Source organism: Streptomyces diacarni, assembly GCF_003323715.1.
GTDB lineage: Bacteria > Actinomycetota > Actinomycetes > Streptomycetales > Streptomycetaceae > Streptomyces > Streptomyces diacarni.
This window is the reverse complement of record NZ_QOIN01000028.1, coordinates 340,300-357,366: the sequence shown is the minus strand read 5'-3', so window position 1 is coordinate 357,366 and position 17,067 is coordinate 340,300. Positions and strand designations below refer to the sequence as shown.

Annotated in this window: 14 protein-coding genes; 5 read left to right on the top strand and 9 right to left on the bottom strand. The window is 72.9% G+C overall.

Annotated features, from left to right (window positions below):
* Positions 1-245: 245 nt before the first annotated feature.
* From argH to DTL70_RS04860, 3 genes are all read right to left on the bottom strand, one after another.
* Positions 246-1,673, bottom strand: coding sequence for an argininosuccinate lyase (gene argH, locus DTL70_RS04870; RefSeq protein WP_114020567.1), 1,428 nt, complete (start codon positions 1,671-1,673; stop codon positions 246-248).
* A 131-nt stretch (positions 1,674-1,804) separates the two neighbouring features.
* A complete protein-coding gene (locus DTL70_RS04865; protein ID WP_114020566.1) occupies positions 1,805-3,001 on the bottom strand; it encodes an argininosuccinate synthase in 1,197 nt (398 codons plus the stop codon).
* A 99-nt stretch (positions 3,002-3,100) separates the two neighbouring features.
* Positions 3,101-3,481 (bottom strand): DUF488 domain-containing protein, encoded by a 381-nt coding sequence (locus tag DTL70_RS04860; protein ID WP_114020695.1) that lies wholly within the window; start codon positions 3,479-3,481, stop codon positions 3,101-3,103.
* Between the two features lie 72 nt (positions 3,482-3,553).
* Here DTL70_RS04860 and DTL70_RS04855 point away from each other — a divergent pair, with 72 nt between their 5' ends.
* From DTL70_RS04855 to DTL70_RS04845, 3 genes are all read left to right on the top strand, one after another.
* Positions 3,554-4,438 (top strand): SCO6745 family protein, encoded by an 885-nt coding sequence (locus tag DTL70_RS04855; RefSeq protein WP_114020565.1) that lies wholly within the window; start codon positions 3,554-3,556, stop codon positions 4,436-4,438.
* Between the two features lie 78 nt (positions 4,439-4,516).
* A complete protein-coding gene (locus DTL70_RS04850; RefSeq protein ID WP_114020564.1) occupies positions 4,517-5,512 on the top strand; it encodes a bile acid:sodium symporter family protein in 996 nt (331 codons plus the stop codon).
* A 189-nt stretch (positions 5,513-5,701) separates the two neighbouring features.
* Positions 5,702-6,103: a DoxX family protein gene (locus DTL70_RS04845; protein WP_114020563.1), complete on the top strand. Its 402-nt coding sequence runs from the start codon at positions 5,702-5,704 to the stop codon at positions 6,101-6,103.
* Positions 6,104-6,206: 103 nt separating this feature from the next.
* Here DTL70_RS04845 and DTL70_RS04840 read toward each other — a convergent pair whose 3' ends face one another.
* Genes DTL70_RS04840 through argC form a run of 5 tightly spaced genes read right to left on the bottom strand, consistent with a single transcriptional unit; the run spans position 6,207 to position 11,172 of the window.
* Positions 6,207-6,734 carry an arginine repressor gene (locus tag DTL70_RS04840; RefSeq protein WP_114020694.1) on the bottom strand — a complete coding sequence of 176 codons (528 nt, stop codon included), beginning with the start codon at positions 6,732-6,734 and terminating at the stop codon, positions 6,207-6,209.
* Between the two features lie 43 nt (positions 6,735-6,777).
* Positions 6,778-7,986, bottom strand: a complete 1,209-nt coding sequence (locus DTL70_RS04835) for an acetylornithine transaminase (RefSeq protein ID WP_114020562.1) — start codon at positions 7,984-7,986, stop codon at positions 6,778-6,780.
* The gene (argB, locus tag DTL70_RS04830; protein WP_114020561.1) at positions 7,983-8,960 is read right to left on the bottom strand and encodes an acetylglutamate kinase; all 978 of its coding nucleotides are present in this window, start codon (positions 8,958-8,960) and stop codon (positions 7,983-7,985) included. The genes DTL70_RS04835 and argB overlap by 4 nt, the downstream gene beginning before the upstream one ends.
* The gene (gene argJ, locus DTL70_RS04825) at positions 8,957-10,129 is read right to left on the bottom strand and encodes a bifunctional glutamate N-acetyltransferase/amino-acid acetyltransferase ArgJ (RefSeq protein ID WP_114020560.1); all 1,173 of its coding nucleotides are present in this window, start codon (positions 10,127-10,129) and stop codon (positions 8,957-8,959) included. The genes argB and argJ overlap by 4 nt, the downstream gene beginning before the upstream one ends.
* Positions 10,126-11,172 (bottom strand): N-acetyl-gamma-glutamyl-phosphate reductase, encoded by a 1,047-nt coding sequence (argC, locus tag DTL70_RS04820; RefSeq protein ID WP_114020559.1) that lies wholly within the window; start codon positions 11,170-11,172, stop codon positions 10,126-10,128. Before argC ends, argJ begins: the two co-directional genes overlap by 4 nt.
* A 211-nt stretch (positions 11,173-11,383) precedes the next feature.
* Here argC and DTL70_RS04815 point away from each other — a divergent pair, with 211 nt between their 5' ends.
* Both DTL70_RS04815 and DTL70_RS04810 read left to right on the top strand, forming a co-directional pair.
* Positions 11,384-12,094 carry a class I SAM-dependent DNA methyltransferase gene (locus tag DTL70_RS04815; RefSeq protein WP_114020693.1) on the top strand — a complete coding sequence of 237 codons (711 nt, stop codon included), beginning with the start codon at positions 11,384-11,386 and terminating at the stop codon, positions 12,092-12,094.
* 196 nt (positions 12,095-12,290) lie between these two features.
* Positions 12,291-13,277 carry an aldo/keto reductase gene (locus DTL70_RS04810; RefSeq protein WP_114020558.1) on the top strand — a complete coding sequence of 329 codons (987 nt, stop codon included), beginning with the start codon at positions 12,291-12,293 and terminating at the stop codon, positions 13,275-13,277.
* Positions 13,278-13,332: 55 nt separating this feature from the next.
* Here the strand turns inward: DTL70_RS04810 and DTL70_RS04805 are convergent, their stop codons facing one another.
* Positions 13,333-17,049 carry a serine/threonine-protein kinase gene (locus DTL70_RS04805; RefSeq protein WP_114020557.1) on the bottom strand — a complete coding sequence of 1,239 codons (3,717 nt, stop codon included), beginning with the start codon at positions 17,047-17,049 and terminating at the stop codon, positions 13,333-13,335.
* Positions 17,050-17,067: the final 18 nt, after the last annotated feature.

The window sequence follows — 17,067 nt, the reverse complement described above, 5'->3', positions numbered from 1 at the left end:
ATCTCCCCGGCCGGGTGCCCTCGGGGCACCGTCGGCGTCGGCTCCGGTGTGAAACCCGACGCGGTGCCGGGCGGCGGTCCCGACCTGGCAGGTCGGCTGGCGCACCACGGTAGTCGGCTCCGGCGGGCCGCACCACGACGGACGCGGGCGCACCCCGGTCGCCCGCACCGTGGCGCGGGTGACCGGGGTACCGGCAGTGACCGGGGCGTCGCATGCCGGCGTGGCGCACCGTGTGCGCCGGCGGGTCAGCGCTTGGCGTCCGCCCACTCGCGCTGCCGGTCCAGGTCGGTGCGGAAGTCGGCGAGCTGGACCGCCACCGCCGAGGGCGCCGTTCCGCCCTTGCCGTCGCGGGCCGCCAGGGCGCCCGGCACGTTCAGCACCTCACGCACCTCGGGCGTCAGGTGCGGAGAGAGCGCGGCGAACTGCTCGTCCGTCAGTTCGTCCAGCTCGATGCCCGCGCTCTCGCACTCCTTCACGCAGGCGCCCGCGACCTCGTGCGCCACCCGGAAGGGGACACCGCGCTTGACGAGCCACTCCGCGACGTCGGTGGCCAGCGAGAACCCGGCGGGCGCCAGCTCGGCCATCCGGTCGCCGTGCACGGTGAGGGTGGCCATCATGCCGGTGAACGCGGGTAGCAGCAGCTCCAGCTGGTCGAGGGAGTCGAAGACCGGCTCCTTGTCCTCCTGGAGGTCGCGGTTGTAGGCCAGCGGCAGTGCCTTGAGCGTCGCCATCAGTCCGGTCAGGTTGCCGATCAGCCGCCCGGACTTGCCGCGGGCGAGCTCCGCGATGTCGGGGTTCTTCTTCTGCGGCATGATCGACGAGCCGGTCGAGAACGCGTCGTGGAGCGTGACGAAGGAGAACTCCTTCGTGTTCCAGATGATGACCTCTTCGGCGATCTTCGAGACGTCCACGCCGATCATCGCCGTGACGAACGCGAACTCCGCCACGAAGTCGCGGGAGGCCGTCCCGTCGATGGAGTTCGCCGCGCTGCCGCCCTCGAAGCCGAGGTCGGCGGCGACCGCCTCCGGGTCCAGACCGAGGGAGGAGCCGGCCAGCGCCCCGGAGCCGTACGGCGAGACGGCGGTGCGCGCGTCCCACTGGCGCAGCCGCTCGGCGTCCCGTGCGAGGGCCTGCGCGTGCGCGAGGACGTGGTGCGCGAACAGGACGGGCTGCGCGTGCTGGAGATGGGTACGCCCTGGCATCGCGACGTCGGGGTGCGCCTCGGCGAGGCCGACGAGAGCGCCCTGCAGATCGGCCAGCAGACCGCCGAGGACGCGGGCGTGGTCGCGCAGGTACATCCTAAAGAGCGTGGCCACCTGGTCGTTGCGGGAGCGGCCCGCGCGCAGCTTGCCGCCCAGGTCCTTGCCGAGGCGTTCCAGCAGGCCGCGTTCCAACGCCGTGTGCACGTCCTCGTCGGCGAGGGTGCCCTGGAAGGCGCCGGAGGCGACGTCCTGTTCGAGGGCGTCCAGGCCGTCGATCATCTGGCGCAGTTCGTCGGCGGTCAGCAGGCCCGCCGCGTGCAGGACGCGGGCGTGGGCGCGGGAGCCCGCGATGTCGTAGGGCGCCAGTCGCCAGTCGAAGTGGACCGAAGCGGACAGCTTTTCCAGAGCCTCGGCCGGGCCGTCCGCGAAGCGGCCGCCCCACAGGCGGACATCTTCGTTGTTGCTGGTCACTGCTGGGGTGCTCCTGCTCCTGTGGTGGTGGGAGTACACCCGGCCCCTCCCCCGCCCGTCCCGCGAGGTGCCCTGCGGTCGAGGGCGGAGGGGAGGAGAGGGGAGGGGAGGGGCCGGGGCGGGAACGTCGGCTACGCCTGCTGGTCGCGCTTGGCCGCCATCTTGGAGGAGAGGCCGAAGATCTCGATGAAGCCCTTCGACATCGACTGGTCGAAGGTGTCACCCGTGTCGTAGGTCGCCAGGTTGAAGTCGTACAGCGACTGGTCGGAGCGCCGGCCCGTGACGACGGCGCGCCCGCCGTGCAGGGTCATCCGGACGTCGCCCGACACGTGCTGGTTGGCCTCGGTGATGAAGCCGTCGAGCGCCCGCTTGAGCGGGGAGAACCACATGCCGTCGTACACCAGCTCGGTCCACCGCTGCTCGACCTGCCGCTTGTAGCGGGCCAGCTCGCGCTCGACGGTGACGTTCTCCAGCTCCTGGTGCGCGGTGATCAGTGCGAGGGCGCCGGGAGCCTCGTAGACCTCGCGGGACTTGATGCCCACCAGGCGGTCCTCGACCATGTCGATCCGGCCGATCCCCTGGGCTCCGGCGCGCTCGTTGAGCTGCTGGATCGCCTGGAGCACGGTGACGGGCTTGCCGTCGATGGCGACAGGGACGCCCGCGGAGAAGGTGATGACGACCTCGTCGGCCTCGCGCGGGGTGGCGGGGTTGGAGGTGTAGTCGTACACGTCCTCGATCGGGGCGTTCCAGATGTCCTCGAGGAAGCCGGTCTCGACGGCGCGCCCGAAGACGTTCTGGTCGATGGAGTAGGGCGACTTCTTGCTCGTCGCGATGGGGAGGCCCTTCTCCTCGCAGAAGGCGATGGCCTTGTCCCTGGTCATGGCGTAGTCGCGGACGGGCGCGATGCACTTGAGGTCGGGGGCCAGGGAGGAGATGCCGGCCTCGAACCGCACCTGGTCGTTGCCCTTGCCGGTGCAGCCGTGGGCGACGGTGCCGGCGCCGTGCTTCTTCGCTGCGGCCACCAGGTGCTTGACGATGGTGGGCCGGGACAGCGCGGAGACCAGCGGGTAGCGGTCCATGTAGAGCGCGTTGGACTTGATCGCCGGGAGGCAGTACTCGTCGGCGAACTCGTCCTTGGCATCCGCGACCTCGGCCTCGACGGCGCCACAGGCCAGCGCGCGCTTGCGGATGACGTCCAGATCCTCGCCGCCCTGGCCGACATCGACGGCGACGGCGACGACCTCGGCACCGGTCTCCTCGGCGATCCAGCCGATGCAGACTGAGGTGTCAAGGCCGCCGGAGTAGGCGAGTACGACGCGCTCGGTCACTGGCTTCTCCTTACGTGCATGCGCTGACTGGTATAAGTATGCACTCCCTCGTATGTTTCGTCAACGCACGTCTGACCTGCGGCGCGACCCCGCTCCGACTCAGAGGCGGTCCTTCAGCTCCTCCTCCAGCACCCGGGTGTGCCCGATCGAGGGATCCTTCACCGCCGTGACCAGCGTCAGGGTCCCGGCGCCCGACGCGGTCTCCAGCAGCGCGCCGAGCGCACGCCCGCCCTCCTCGGTGGCCAGCTCGGCCCGGTAGCGCCGCGCGAAGTCGTCGTAGCGGTCGGGATCGTGCCGGTACCACTTGCGCAGCTCGGTACTGGGCGCGACGTCCTTGTTCCAGTCGTCCAGCGCCGCCTTCTCCTTGGACTCCCCGCGCGGCCACACCCGGTCGACCAGCACCCGGACGCCGTCGCTGTCGGGCCGGGGCTCCTCGTAGACGCGCCGCACCTGGATCTTCGGTTTCTTCTTGGCTGCCATGACGCCAGGGTGCGCGCACGAGCGGCGCACCCGCATGTTGACGCTGTTCACATTGGCCGTTACCTTACCGCCATGGCCGACTTCCCGAGTCTCGCGCGGCAGACGTGGCACCAGCTCGAACCCGTCTACGCCTCCGTGTACTTCGCTCCCCAGGTCGCCGCGGAGACCACCGCGCTCGGCTACGACACCACCGAGCGCTGGCCGTCCTACTTCGCCCTGCGGGCGGCGCCGCTCGGGCCCGCCGCACCCGAGACGGTGACCGCCACCTTCTACAGCTTCAGCCCGCGCACGGTCAGCGCCCACGTGCCCGCGGCCTGGAAGACGGCCGCCCCCGAGGCGGTGCTGGCGGCACGTACCCGGGGCGTGGACGCGGCGCTGCGCGCCGTCCTCGGCGACCGGATCACCGAGGACGGCCTCACCGAGGCGGCGGCGCTGGCCAGGACGGCCGCCGAGGCCGCCGACCTCGCCGGGCGCCCGCTCGCCGCCGCCAACGCGGCGCTGCCCTGGCCCGAGGAGCCGCACCTGGTGCTGTGGCAGGCGGCGAACATCCTGCGCGAGCACCGGGGCGACGGCCACCTCGCCGCGCTCCTGACCGCCGGACTGGACGGCTGCGAGGCGCTGGTCTCCTTCGCCGCGGTCGGCGCCGCACCCGTGGAGAACTTCGCCTCGCGCGGCTGGAGCGCACAGGAGTGGGCCGCCGCGGGTAGGCGGCTCGCCGCGCGGGGGCTGGTGGACGCGGACGGAGCCGCCACCGACGCCGGGAGGGCCCTGCGCCACGAGGTGGAGCGGCGGACGGACGAGTCGGCGGCCGCGCCGTACCGGGCCCTCGGCGACGCGGGGTGCGCACGGCTCGCCCAGTTGAGCCGCCCCGTTCTCGCGGCCGTCCTGGAAACGGGGCTGCTGCCCACCCACTCGACACTGGGCATCCTCACCGTGCCCACCCCCGCCCCGCGCTGAGACGGGACCGCTGCTCGCCGGCGGTCACATCGCGAGACGGCCTTGCGCACCCGCGCGGGGCGGGCGTTTTCTCTCCGGGTGCGAACCGAACAGCAGAACGCCTCCCCGGACCCGGAGGACCCCGCCGGTCCTGCCGCCCCCTCCCCCGCCGCGGCCGAGCAGCGCGGCGCGCGCCGCGCGGTGACCGTCTTCCCCGTGCTGGTCCTCCTGGCCGGTGTGCTCGGCCTCCTCGCGCCCGGCACCTTCGCAGGTGGCGGCGAGGCGGTGCCGTACCTGCTCGGGGTGGTGATGTTCTGCATGGGCGTCACGATGACGCCGCAGGACTTCCGGGGCGTGGCGAAACGGCCGTGGGCGGTCGCGCTCGGCCTGGTCGCGCACTACGTGTTCATGCCGGGGCTGGGCTGGCTGGTCGCACACGCGCTCAACCTGCCCCCGCAGCTGGCGGCCGGTGTGATCCTCGTCGGCTGTGCGCCGAGCGGCACCGCCTCCAACGTCGTGACGTACCTGGCGCGGGGCGACGTGGCGCTGTCGGTGTCGGTCGCCACGGTCTCGACGGTGGTCGCACCCCTGGTGACGCCGCCGCTGACGCTGCTGCTGGCGGGCGCGTACCTGCCGGTGGACGCGGGGTCGATGGTGGTCGACATCCTCAAGACGGTGCTGCTGCCGGTGCTGGCGGGGCTGGTGGTGCGGCTCGTGGCCTCGCGGCTGGTCACCAGGGCACTGCCCGTGCTGCCGTGGCTCTCCGCGCTGACCATCGCCGTCATCGTGGCCGTGGTCGTCGCGGGCAGCGCGGACGCTATCAAGTCCGCCGCGGCGCTGGTGATGCTCGCGGTCGTGCTGCACAACGGGCTCGGGCTGGCCCTCGGGTACGGCGCCGGGCGGCTGGCCCGACTCGGCGAACCCTCGAGCCGCGCCATGGCGTTCGAGGTCGGCATGCAGAACTCGGGGCTCGCCGCCTCGCTGGCCACGGCGCACTTCAGCCCGCTGGCCGCGCTGCCGGCCGCGGTCTTCTCCGTGTGGCACAACGTCTCGGGCGCGCTCGCGGCGGCCTGGCTGTCGCGGAAGAAGGCCTGAGACGCGGGGCCTCCGGGTGAGGCGGGGCCGCGGCGGGCGGGGCGGGGCCGTCTCACGCCGTTACCTCGGGTTACCCCCGGACAGCGGGCCCCTCTTCCCATCCTTACCGGTAGGTAACTACGGTGGCTCCCGGCGCGCCTCCCCGGGCGCCGACCAGCCCAGTGGCCGCAGACCGACGGAGGCTCGCCCATGCCATTCGATCCCGCCCGCTCCCTCGCCCGCGTGATGGGCGGCATGGGGGCGCTGCACTTCCTCGCGCCGAAACCGTTCGACACGATCGTGCCGCGCTCCCTCCCGGGGAAGGCCCGCGCCTACACCTACGCCAGCGGCGCCGCCGAACTCGCCGTGGCCGCGGCGCTCGCCTTCCCCCGCACGCGCAGGGCCGGCGGGCTCGCCGCTGCCGGACTCATCGCGGCCGTCTTCCCGGCCAACGTGCAGATGGCCTACGACTGGCGCGACCGGCCCGCGCCGTTGAAGGCCCTCGCCTACGGCCGCCTCCCCCTCCAGGTGCCGCTCGCCGCCTGGGCACTGCTGGCCGCCCGCCAGGGCGCCGCCGAGGCCGCGGCGGCGCGCGAGGGCGAACGGGACTGACCGCCCCGGCCCGACCGGCCGCCCCGCGAGGCCCGGCCGACTGACCGACCGCTCCGCGGGGTCGGCGCCCGGCCCGCTCCGGGCGAGGCGTGGCGGCGCGCGCTCAGCGCTCCTTCTGCGCCAGTGCCAGCAGGTGGTCGGCCAAGGCCTGGCCGCCGACCGGATCGCGGCTGATCAGCAGCAGGGTGTCGTCGCCCGCGATCGTCCCGATGATCTCGTGCACCCCCGCCTGGTCGATGGCGGAAGCCAGGAACTGCGCGGCTCCCGGCGGGGTACGCAGCACCACGAGGTTCGCGGAGGCCTCAGCGGTGATCAACAGCTCGCCCGCCAGCCGCGCCATCCGGGCCTCGGTAGCCGACTCGCCCAGCGGAGCCCGGGGGGTGGGGTCCCCGCCCTCGGCGGGGACCGCGTAGATCAGCTCGCCCCCGGTGTTGCGGATCTTGACGGCGCCCAGCTCGTCGAGGTCCCGGGAGAGGGTCGCCTGCGTGACCGTGAGCCCGTCGTCGGCCAGCAGCTTGGCCAGCTGGCTCTGGGAGCGGACCGCCTGCCGGTTGAGGATGTCGACGATCCGGCGGTGGCGGGCCATCCGCGTCTGCGGGACGGCCTGCCCCGCCTGGTGCTCCTCGGTCATCGTGCGCGTACCCCTCTTCATCTGTTCCGCGTCGCCGCGTGTCTCATCGCTCCCGGCCGGCTCCGGCGCCGCCCGCCGCGTCGAGGACGGCGGGCAGTGCCCGCACGAACGCGTCGGCCTCCGCCTCGGAGAGGATCAGCGGCGGAGCGATCCTGACGACGTCCGGTGCGACGGAGTTCACCAGGAAACCCGCGTCCTGAGCGGCCTGCTGCGCGCGCGGCGCGATCGGCTCGGTGAGCACGATACCCAGCAGCAGCCCCGCGCCGCGGACCTGAGCGACGCTCGGGTGGTCCAGCCCGAGGATGCCCTCGCGCAACCGGGTGCCGACGCGCTTGACGTGGTCGAGGAGCCCGTCGGCCGCGATCGTCTCCAGGACGGCGAGTCCGGCCGCGCAGGCGACCGGGTTTCCGCCGAAGGTGGAGCCGTGCTGGCCGGGCTCCAGCAGCTCGGCCGCGTCCCCGAAGGCGAGCGTGGCCCCCAGCGGCAGCCCGCCGCCCAGCCCCTTGGCGAGTGTGACCAGGTCGGGCTCGACACCCTCCGCCTGGCAGGCGAACCAGTGGCCGGTCCGGCCGACACCGGTCTGGATCTCGTCCACGACCAGCAGCGTGCCGGTGGCGGCGGTGATCTCCCTGGCGGCGGCCAGGTAGCCCGCCGGCGGCAGCACGACGCCCATCTCGCCCTGGACGGGCTCCAGGATCACGAAGGCCGTCCGGTCGGTGACGGCCTCGCGCAGCGCCTCGACGTCCCCGTAGGGGACGTGGGTGACGTCGCCGGGCAGCGGGCGGAACGGGTCCTGCTTGCCGGGCTGCCCGGTCAGCGCGAGGGCCCCCATGGTGCGCCCGTGGAAACCGCCCTGGGCCGCGACCATGTGGCTGCGCCCGGTGCGCCTGCCGATCTTGAAGACGGCCTCCACGGCCTCCGCGCCGGAGTTGGCGAAATACACCTTGCCCGACCTGCCCGCCACCTCCAGCAGCTTCTCGGCGAGCGCGACGGGCGGCTCGGCGATGAAGAGGTTGGAGACGTGGCCGAGGGTGGCGATCTGGTCGGAGACGGCACGGACGACGGCCGGGTGTCCCGTACCCAGCGCGTTGACCGCGATGCCGCCGACGAAGTCCGTGTACTGCCTGCCCTCCGCGTCCCACAGCTGGGCCCCCTCGCCGTGGGTCAGCGGGATGCGCGGGGTGCCGTAGTTGTTCATCAGCGCGCCCTGCCACCGGCCGGTGAGGGCGGAGTTGTCGTGGGCGATGGTCATGCGGGGCCCTCCGCGTTCCGTGGCTGTGTCCGAAGGTCGTCAGGTGCCTGCGTCCTGGGTTCCGGGACGGCGTCGGGCACGACCATGGTGCCGATCCCCTCGTCCGTGAAGATCTCCAGCAGGATGGAGTGCGGCACCCGCCCGTCCAGCACCCGTGCGGTGTGCACGCCGCCGCGCACCGCGTACAGGCAGCCCTCCATCTTGGGGACCATCCCGCTGGCCAGCTCCGGCAGCAGCTTCTCCAGCTGGGAGGCGGTCAGTTCGCTGATCACGTCGTCGCTGCGCGGCCAGTCCGCGTACAGGCCCTCCACGTCGGTGAGGACCATCAGTGTCTCGGCGCCCAGCGCCGCGGCCAGTGCGGCGGCCGCCGTGTCGGCGTTGACGTTGAAGACCCCGCCGTCGCCGGCGTCCGCGCTGTGGGCGATGGACGAGATCACCGGGATGCGGCCGTCGTCCAGCAGCGCCTCGATCGCGCCGGTGTCGACGGAGGTGATGCTGCCCACCCGGCCCAGGTCGACCGCCTCGCCGTCGATCTCGGCGAAGTGCCGGGTGGCCGCCATGATGCGGGCGTCCTCCCCGGTCATGCCGACGGCCAGCGGACCGTGCTGGTTGAGCAGGTTGACCAGCTCGCGCTGCACCTGCCCGGCCAGCACCATCCGCACCACGTCCATCGTCTCGGGCGTGGTCACCCGCAGCCCGGCACGGAATGTCGACTCCAGGCCGAGCGCGTCGAGCTGCTTGCTGATCTGCGGGCCGCCGCCGTGCACCACCACCGGGCGCAGGCCCGCGTGGCGCAGGAAGACGACGTCCTGCGCGAAGGCCGCCTTCAGCTCCTCGTCCACCATGGCGTTGCCGCCGAACTTGATGACGACGGTCCGCCCGTGGTGCCGGGTCAGCCAGGGCAGCGCCTCGATGAGGGTCTGCACCTTGGGCAGCGCGGTGTGTTTGCGGGTACTCGCCTCGCTTGTGCTCATGACGAGTAGGCGCTGTTCTCGTGGACGTAGTCGGCCGTCAGGTCGTTGGTCCAGATGACGGCCGACGCGGATCCTGCGTGCAGGTCGGCGGTCACCCGGACCTCGCGGAAGCGCATGTCGACCTTGTCGCGGTCCTCTCCGACCGCGCCCGCGCGGCAGACCTGGACGCCGTTGATGGCGACATCCAGCGCGTCGGGGTCGAAGGCGGCGTCCGTGGTGCCGATGGCCGCCAGCACCCGGCCCCAGTTGGGGTCTTCGCCGTGCACGGCGCACTTGAAGAGGTTGTTGCGGGCGATGGTGCGGCCGACCGTGACGGCCTCATCCTCGTTCGCGGCGTTCACGACCTCGATGCGGATGTCCTTGGTGGCGCCCTCCGCGTCGTGGACGAGCTGCTGGCCCAGGTCGTCGCAGACCGCGCGCACCGCCTCGGCGAACTCGGCCTGCTCGGCGCGTACCCCGCTCGCCGCCGAGGCCATCAGCAGCACCGTGTCGTTGGTGGACATGGCGCCGTCGGAGTCGATGCGGTCGAAGGTGGTGCGGGTCGCGCCGCGCAGCGCCGCGTCCAGCTCCTCGGCGGACAGGTCGGCGTCGGTGGTCAGGACGACCAGCATGGTGGCCAGCCCCGGCGCGAGCATGCCCGCGCCCTTGGCCATGCCGCCGACGGTCCATCCCGCGGGGCTGGAGGCCCGGGCCGTCTTGTGCACGGTGTCGGTGGTCTTGATGGCCAGCGCCGCCTTCTCACCGCCGTGTTCGGACAGCGCCGAGGCCGCCGTGGAGACGCCGGGCAGCAGCTTGTCCATCGGCAGCCGCAGCCCGATCAGCCCGGTGGAGGCGACGGCGATCTCGCCCGCGCCGTGCTCGGTGCCGGTGGCCGCCGTCAGCTCCTCGGCGACCTGCTCCGCGGTGGCGTGGGCGTCCTGGAAACCGGGCGCGCCCGTGCAGGCGTTGGCGCCACCGGAGTTGAGGACCACGGCCGAGAGCCGCCCCTCCCCCAGTACCTGCTCGGACCACAGCACAGGGGCCGCCTTGACGCGGTTGGCGGTGAAGACCCCGGCCGCCGCACGGCTCGGCCCGGTGTTGACGACGAGCGCGAGGTCGAGGCCCCCGCTCTCCTTGATCCCGGCGGCGATCCCGGCCGCCGTGAAGCCCTTGGCCGCTGTCACGCTCATGGTGCGACTCCGATCGTGGAAAGCCCCAGCCCCTCGTCCAGGCCGAGGGCGAGGTTCATGCTCTGGACGGCACCGCCCGCGGTGCCCTTGGTGAGGTTGTCGACGGCGGCGACAACCAGGAGACGGGCCGCGTCCGGATCGTGCGCCACCTGCAGGTGCACGGAGTTGGAGGCGACGACCGAGGCGGTGGCAGGCCACTGCCCCTCGGGGAGCACGGTGACGAACGGCTCGTCCTGGTAGGCCTTCTCGTAGACGGCGCGCAGCTGCTCGGCCGTCGTACCGGGCGCCGCCTTCGCGCTGCAGGTGGCGAGGATGCCGCGCGCCATGGGGGCCAGGGTCGGGGTGAAGGAGACGCTGACGCGCCGCCCGGCGGCCGCCGAAAGGTTCTGGATCATCTCGGGGGTGTGCCGGTGGCCGCCGCCGACGCCGTACGGGCTCATCGAGCCCATCACCTCGCTGCCCAGCAGGTGCGGCTTGAGGGCCTTGCCCGCTCCCGAGGTGCCGGTCGCCGCGACGATCACCGCCTCGGGGGCCTCGGAGTCGGCGAGGGCGCCCGCGAAGGCGGGTACCAGCGCGAGGGAGACGGCCGTGGGGAAGCATCCGGGCACGGCGACGCGCTTGCTGCCCCGCAGCGCCGCACGGGCGCCGGGCAGCTCGGGCAGCCCGTAGGGCCAGGTGCCGGCGTGCGGGGTGCCGTAGTAGCGCTCCCAGTCGGCGGCGTCGGCCAGCCGGAAATCGGCTCCGCAGTCGATGACGAGCGGTCCGTCCGCCGCGGTGCCGAGCTGCTCGGCGACGGCGGCGGACTGCCCGTGCGGGAGCGCGAGGAAGACCACGTCGTGGCCGCGCAGCACCTCGGCGCTCGTCTCCTCCAGCACGCGGTCGGCGAACGGCACCAGGTGCGGCTGCAGCGCCCCGAAGCGCTGCCCCGCGTTGCTGTTGCCGGTCAGCGCCCCCACCTCGACCTCGGGGTGCCCGGCCAGCACACGCAGGAGTTCACCCCCCGCGTACCCGCTCGCACCCGCCACTGCCGCACGCACTGTCATGGGACCTCCTCCTCGAAGGCATGACTATACGCACGACAGCAGTTTTATGCAATGAATGGTGTGATCAACGCCCCCGGAAGACACGACTCCGGCGCCCGGGACGGGCGCTGCTGAGCGGTGCAGCCGCCGTCGGCCGACTGACCCGCACCGGCCGGCGAGCGGTCGGGAAACCCCGGTGCGGTGCGCGCCGCTCCCGGCGATACTCGCGGGCATGCTCGATTTCTCCGACTTCGACACCCGCGGCTACCGCACTGTGGACGTCGCCACCGGATACGGCCAGTGGGTCGGCACCTACGAGGACACCGTCGAGGACGTGATGGACCTCGCGCTGCTGGAGGAGCTGACCGCCGTCGACTGGGAGCGCCTGCGCCGCGTGGCCGACCTCGGCTGCGGCACGGGGCGGACCGGCGCCTGGCTGCGGCAGCGGGGTGTCCCCGGCACGCTGGACGGGGTGGATCTGACGCCCGGGATGCTGCGGGTCGCCCGCGCCAAGGGCGTGCACGACCGGCTCGTGGAGGGCGACGTACGGTCCACCGGTCTGGAGTCCGGCGCCTACGACCTGGTGATCTCCTCGCTCATCGACGAACACCTGCCCGAGCTGGGCCCCTACTACGCCGAGGCCGGCAGGATCGCGGCGCCCGGGGGGAAGTGCGTCGTCGTCGCGTTCCACCCGCACTTCATCATGGCCTCCGGCATGCCGACCCACTTCACCGACGCCTCGGGCGAACACATCGCGATCAGCACCCACATCCACCTGCTCAGCGACCATGTGACGGCGGGGTTGGGGGCCGGGTGGCGGCTCGTGGAGATGCACGAGGGGGTCGTGGACGAGCGCTGGCTGGAGCGCAAACCCCAGTGGGAGAAGTACCGCAACCATCCGGTCTCGGCCGCCCTGGTCTGGCAGCGGAACGGCGAGGTGTGAGCGGGACCGCCCCCGGCGAGGTGTGCGCTTGCCCTGGAGTGCGCTCCAGGGCCTAGCGTCGGCGACCTGAAGGCACGCGGCGCTCCGCACACCACAGCACCGCGGTACCACGGGCGCCCGCAGTGCAACGGACCACCGCAGTACGACGGACCACCCGCAGCATCACAGACCACCACAGCATCACGGAGGCACCCGCATGACCACCCTCGCCACTCGCCGGCTGGGCGCACTGACCGTCTCCGGGCAGGGGCTCGGCTGCATGGGCATGAGCCACGGCTACGGCTCGTCCGACGACCAGACCTCGATCGCCACCCTCCACCACGCCCTGGACCTCGGTGTCACCCTCTGGGACACCTCCGACTTCTACGGTGCGGGCCACAACGAGGAGCTCGTCGGCCGGGCCGTCGCAGGCCGCCGCGACGAGGTGGTGCTGGCCACCAAGTTCGGCTTCGCCAACAAGCTGGGCGAGGCCACGCTCATCCGGGGCGACGCCGCCTGGGTCCGGCAGGCGTGCGAGGCCTCACTGCGACGGCTGGGCACCGACCACATCGACCTCTACTACCAGCACCGCGTCGACCCCCGGGTGCCGATCGAGGAGACCGTCGGCGCCATGGCCGAACTGGTGGCCGAGGGCAAGGTGCGCCACCTCGGGCTCTCCGAAGCGAGCGCGGCCACGCTGCGGCGCGCCCACGCCGTCCACCCGATCAGCGCCCTGCAGAGCGAGTGGTCGCTGTGGACCCGCGACATCGAGGAGGAGATCGCACCGGTCTGCCGCGAACTCGGCATCGGCATCGTGCCGTTCTCGCCGCTGGGCCGCGGCTTCCTGACCGGACGGTACGCCTCCGTCGACGCCATGGAGGAGACGGACGCGCGGCGGAACATGCCCCGGTTCGCCGACGGCAACTTCGACCGGAACCTCGCGATCGTGCAGCGTCTGACCGAGCTCGCCGCACAGCGCGGGGTCACCGCGGGGCAGCTCGCGCTGGCGTGGGTGCAGCACCGGGGCGAGGACGTGGTGCCGATCCCCGGCACCCGGCGGCGCACCTACCTGGAGGAGAACGTCGAGGCGCTCGCCCTCGCCCTCACGGGGGAAGAGCTGGCGGCGATCGAGGCGGCCGCGCCCCGCGACCAGGTCGCCGGTGCCCGCTACGACGAGGGCAGCCTGTCCTTCGTCAACGGGTGAGCGGCTCCGCCCCGCCGCCGGGCGCGCCCCGGTGTCGTCCCTGGACGAGCCGGTCTCACTCGTCCCCGCCGCAGACCTCGCGGTAGGGCACACCGGGCACGTTCTGCTTCCACTCGGCCCGCGTCAGGTTCTTCGGGCGGTGGACCCGCCGGCAGATCGAGTCGGCCAGCTCGTTTGGGTCGAGGCTCATCGTGTGCGAGCGGACCCGGTCTCCGGCCAGGTGCAGAGCGCCCCGCTCGTCGAACGCCACGTCGAGCAGTTCGGCTTCGACCCCGGGCAGGAGGCCGCCCAGCTTCCGCCTCGAGGGCACATCCCAGAGCTGGAGGCGCTTGTCCCCCACGACGCCGGCGAGCGAGCGGCCGTCCGGGGAGAACCGCAGCCGCGTGGCCTGGCCGTCGGACACCTCGTCCGGGCCAGGCAGGCGCCCCGACCGCTGGGTCGCCTCGTGATTCCACAGCGCGATCCCGTCCGGCTCGCTGACGGCCAGCGTCTGTCCGTCGGGGCTGAAGGCGACGTCGGTCAGGTCGGCGGTTCCCAGCGCCCTTTGGTGCGTCTTCCCCGTCCTCGGGTCCACACGGTCGCCCGAACTCGTCACGAGGACGAGGTCGTCGCCCGTGCCGCCCAGGGCGAGCCAGTGGCCACCGGTGCCCTTCACGGTGCGGGTCTTCTTGCCGGCCGCGACGTCGACGATGTCGATGGACCACGCGCTGCGGCCCTCCCCCGCTCTGCGGCTCACGGCGAGCGTCCGGCCGTCGCTGCTGAAGGCCAGTGCCTCGGCCGAGCCCCGCTTCGGCCCGCCCAGGTCGACGAGGCGGTGTTCGGGTTTCCCGTCGCGTAGCTCCTGCAGGACGACGTTGAACGACGACCCCGAGGGCACTTCGTCGTAGGGGTAGGCCAGCGTCGTGCCGTCGGGGCTGAGCGTGGAGGGCAGTTGGCCCTCCCCGTAGGACTTTCCCAAAAGCGCGCGTGCCCGTACGGGAAAGTCGTGGAGCGCTCGCGTCGACGCCGGAGCGTCCGGCTGTCTCTCGTGACCCGCCTCACCGCGCACCGCCCAGGTCCGCAGGCGTGAGGCGCCCTTGACGGTGTGTGCGGTCACGAGGCTCTCGGCTTCGGGGCCGTAGTGGCTGATGGTGCTCCGGGTCTTTTCGCGGGGGAGGTCCAGCGCGCCGAGGTCCAGCGTGTGCACCGCGGCGCCGTCCACGTAGTGCAGTTCGCGGGCCCGGGAGTCGATGGCGAGCAAGCTTACGGTGGGCATGGCAGCTGCCGCCTCGCCCGGCGTGTGCGCCTTGTGCGTGGGCAGGGGGTTGTTCAGGTCGGTGCTGCGGGCCACGACGATGCTGCCGTCGGCCATGGTGGCCACCGTCCGTCCGTCCGCGCTCATGGTGAGGGCTCCGTCGGCCGGCGGCTCACCGGAGGCGTCGTCGGACTCCAGGGTGGTGGTCGACAGCAGCTTTCCCGTCCGGGTGTTCCACGTGGACAGCTCCCCGTTGCCGAGGGTTGCCAGCTTTCCGCCGTCGGCGCTGGAGGAGACGGAGGCCGCGCCGCCGCACATGTCGGCGTCCCGGTCGCGCAGCTTGGTCGAGCTGCCGTCGGTCAGGTCGTACAGGACCGGGGGCTGGTCTGTGCGGCAGGAGAACAGGTGGCGCCCGTTCTCGGTGAGGGCGGCGTTCTCCTCGGGCACCGTGCGCAGGGTGCGGCCGGTGCGGGTGTCGATGACGGAGAGCGCGCTGTCCCCGGTACCGACGAGCATGCGGGCACCGCCGGTCGAAAGCCCCGCGACGCTCTGGCCGGACGCCAGGGGCTTCCCCACCCGCTCACCGGTTTCCAGGTCGCGTACCGTGCCGTCACTCGTCGCCGCGTATCTGCCGTCCGCCGCGACCACGGCGAACTCCTCCACCGGCACGCCGCCCGTGCGCAGAGGGAGCCGCTTCTCAGTGCGGACGTCGAAGCGGCCCATGGTGTCGTCCAGGGTTCCCGTCGTCCGGGACACCAGGACACGGCCGTTGCGCGACAGCGTCCGCGCCGTACCTGATTCGAAGCCCGACGGCTCTTCCGTGGGGTCCTTGAAGAGGGCCTTCTCGCCCTGCCAGGCCGACTGGTACAGCCCCGCACGCGCCTCGTCGGAAGGAGACACCCGCCAGGCCGCGATGTCCAGCAGCGCGGCGAGCTCGGGGTCGCTCCCCCGCATGCCCTCGGCCACCGACGCGACATCCCGCGAGGTGGCACGCGCCTGCTGCTCGTCGTTCGCACGCTGGAACCGCCAGGCGGCGATACTCGCCGCCAGGGCCATCACGAGCAGGACCGCTATCCCGCCGCGCAGCCGGCGGCGCTGACGGTGCCTGCGGGACTCGTGCGCGCGGGCCGCGGCCAAGTACTCACGCTCCAGGCGGTTCGGCCGCAGCGCGGTGTGCGCCGTGGCGGCCTGGTCCAGGGCCGCACGCAGGACCTTGCCCTGCTGGAGGTGGTCGAGGTCCCGTCCGTCCTCCTCCCACGCCCGCGCCGCCTCGCCCGTCCTGCGCAGTACGCGCAGGACGGTGCGGTGTCCGGCGGTCCAGGCAGCCAGCCGGGGCCATGCCCGGTGCAGCGCCGCGCTGGCCGGGCGGACGGAGCCGTCGGGCTCGCGGATCAGCACCGACTGCGCGGTGAAGGCGTCCAGCGCCTGCTGGAGCGCGGCCGACTCATGAGCGGGACGGCCCGCCAGCAGTTCCTGCTGGGAGGCGGTGCGCACCCCGTCCTGCGAGCCGTCGGGCGCCTCGCCAGGGACCACGAGCCGCAGCAGGACCTCTTCCGCCGCCTCCTGGGCCGCCGGCTCCAGCCCCCTGAACACGTGCTCGGCCATCTCGCCCCAGTCCGGCAGGAGCGCGGGGGCGTGTCCGAAGGGATACGGCAGCGCCGCCACGCGGGCGCCCTGGGCCAGCAGATCCGTTGCCGGGGCCTCACGGGCACCGCCGGCCAGCAGCCCCAGCAGCAGGTCGGTCGAACCGGGCCGGTAGGCGGGATCCTTGGACAGCGCGGCGCCCACCAGGGGCCGCAGCCGTTCGGGTACGGGCGTGAGGTCGGGCTCCGACTCGGTGACCCGCACGACGATCTCGCCGAGATGCTCACCGTGGAAGGGGGCCTGGCCGCTCGCCGCGAACAGCACGACGGCGCCCCAGGCGAAGACGTCGCTCCTCTCGTCCGCCCGTCCGCCCCGCAGCACCTCCGGCGCCATGTAGCCGGGCGTGCCCATGACCTTGCCCGTCTCGGTGAGCGACATCTCCTGCGTACGGGCGATCCCGAAGTCGATGACGCGGGGCCCGTCGGGACCGAGCAGCACATTGGCCGGCTTCAGATCCCGGTGCACCACGGACGCGGCGTGGATGGCGGCCAGCGCGGTGGCGATCCCGGTGGCCAGGCGGACCAGTTCGTCACCGCCCAGCGGGCCGTCCCGGCGGACCGCTGCCTGCAGATCAGGGCCGTTGATGAACTCGCTGACGATGTACGGGGGATCGCCCTGAGGGTCCGCCGCCAGCACGCGGGCCGTGCAGAAGGACGCGACCTGCTGCGCCGCCTCGACCTCCTTGCGGAATCTGTCCCTGGCGAAGTCCTGTGCCGCGCCCTCCGCCCGCAGAACCTTCACCACACAGCGCCCCCCGGCGCTGTCGTAGGCCTCGTAGACCACTCCCTGCCCACCGGCTCCGAGCAGCGACGCCAGCCAGTAGGGGCCGATGCGCTGCGGGGCGTCAGGGGCCAGCAACTCCCGGCTCACGCGCGCCTTTTCGGCTGGTGGCATGCGGTACACCTCCGGTCG

Excerpts from the sequence above, each read along its gene's own strand:
- DTL70_RS04860 (WP_114020695.1), bottom strand. The coding sequence starts at position 3,481 with ATGGCAGCCAAGAAGAAACCGAAGATCCAGGTGCGGCGCGTCTACGAG.
- DTL70_RS04840 (WP_114020694.1), bottom strand. The coding sequence starts at position 6,734 with ATGACCGAGGAGCACCAGGCGGGGCAGGCCGTCCCGCAGACGCGGATG.
- DTL70_RS04845 (WP_114020563.1), top strand. The coding sequence starts at position 5,702 with ATGCCATTCGATCCCGCCCGCTCCCTCGCCCGCGTGATGGGCGGCATG.
- DTL70_RS04805 (WP_114020557.1), bottom strand. The coding sequence starts at position 17,049 with ATGCCACCAGCCGAAAAGGCGCGCGTGAGCCGGGAGTTGCTGGCCCCT.
- DTL70_RS04855 (WP_114020565.1), top strand. The coding sequence starts at position 3,554 with ATGGCCGACTTCCCGAGTCTCGCGCGGCAGACGTGGCACCAGCTCGAA.
- argJ (WP_114020560.1), bottom strand. The coding sequence starts at position 10,129 with ATGAGCGTGACAGCGGCCAAGGGCTTCACGGCGGCCGGGATCGCCGCC.
- argC (WP_114020559.1), bottom strand. The coding sequence starts at position 11,172 with ATGACAGTGCGTGCGGCAGTGGCGGGTGCGAGCGGGTACGCGGGGGGT.
- DTL70_RS04835 (WP_114020562.1), bottom strand. The coding sequence starts at position 7,986 with ATGACCATCGCCCACGACAACTCCGCCCTCACCGGCCGGTGGCAGGGC.
- DTL70_RS04810 (WP_114020558.1), top strand. The coding sequence starts at position 12,291 with ATGACCACCCTCGCCACTCGCCGGCTGGGCGCACTGACCGTCTCCGGG.
- DTL70_RS04815 (WP_114020693.1), top strand. The coding sequence starts at position 11,384 with ATGCTCGATTTCTCCGACTTCGACACCCGCGGCTACCGCACTGTGGAC.
- argB (WP_114020561.1), bottom strand. The coding sequence starts at position 8,960 with ATGAGCACAAGCGAGGCGAGTACCCGCAAACACACCGCGCTGCCCAAG.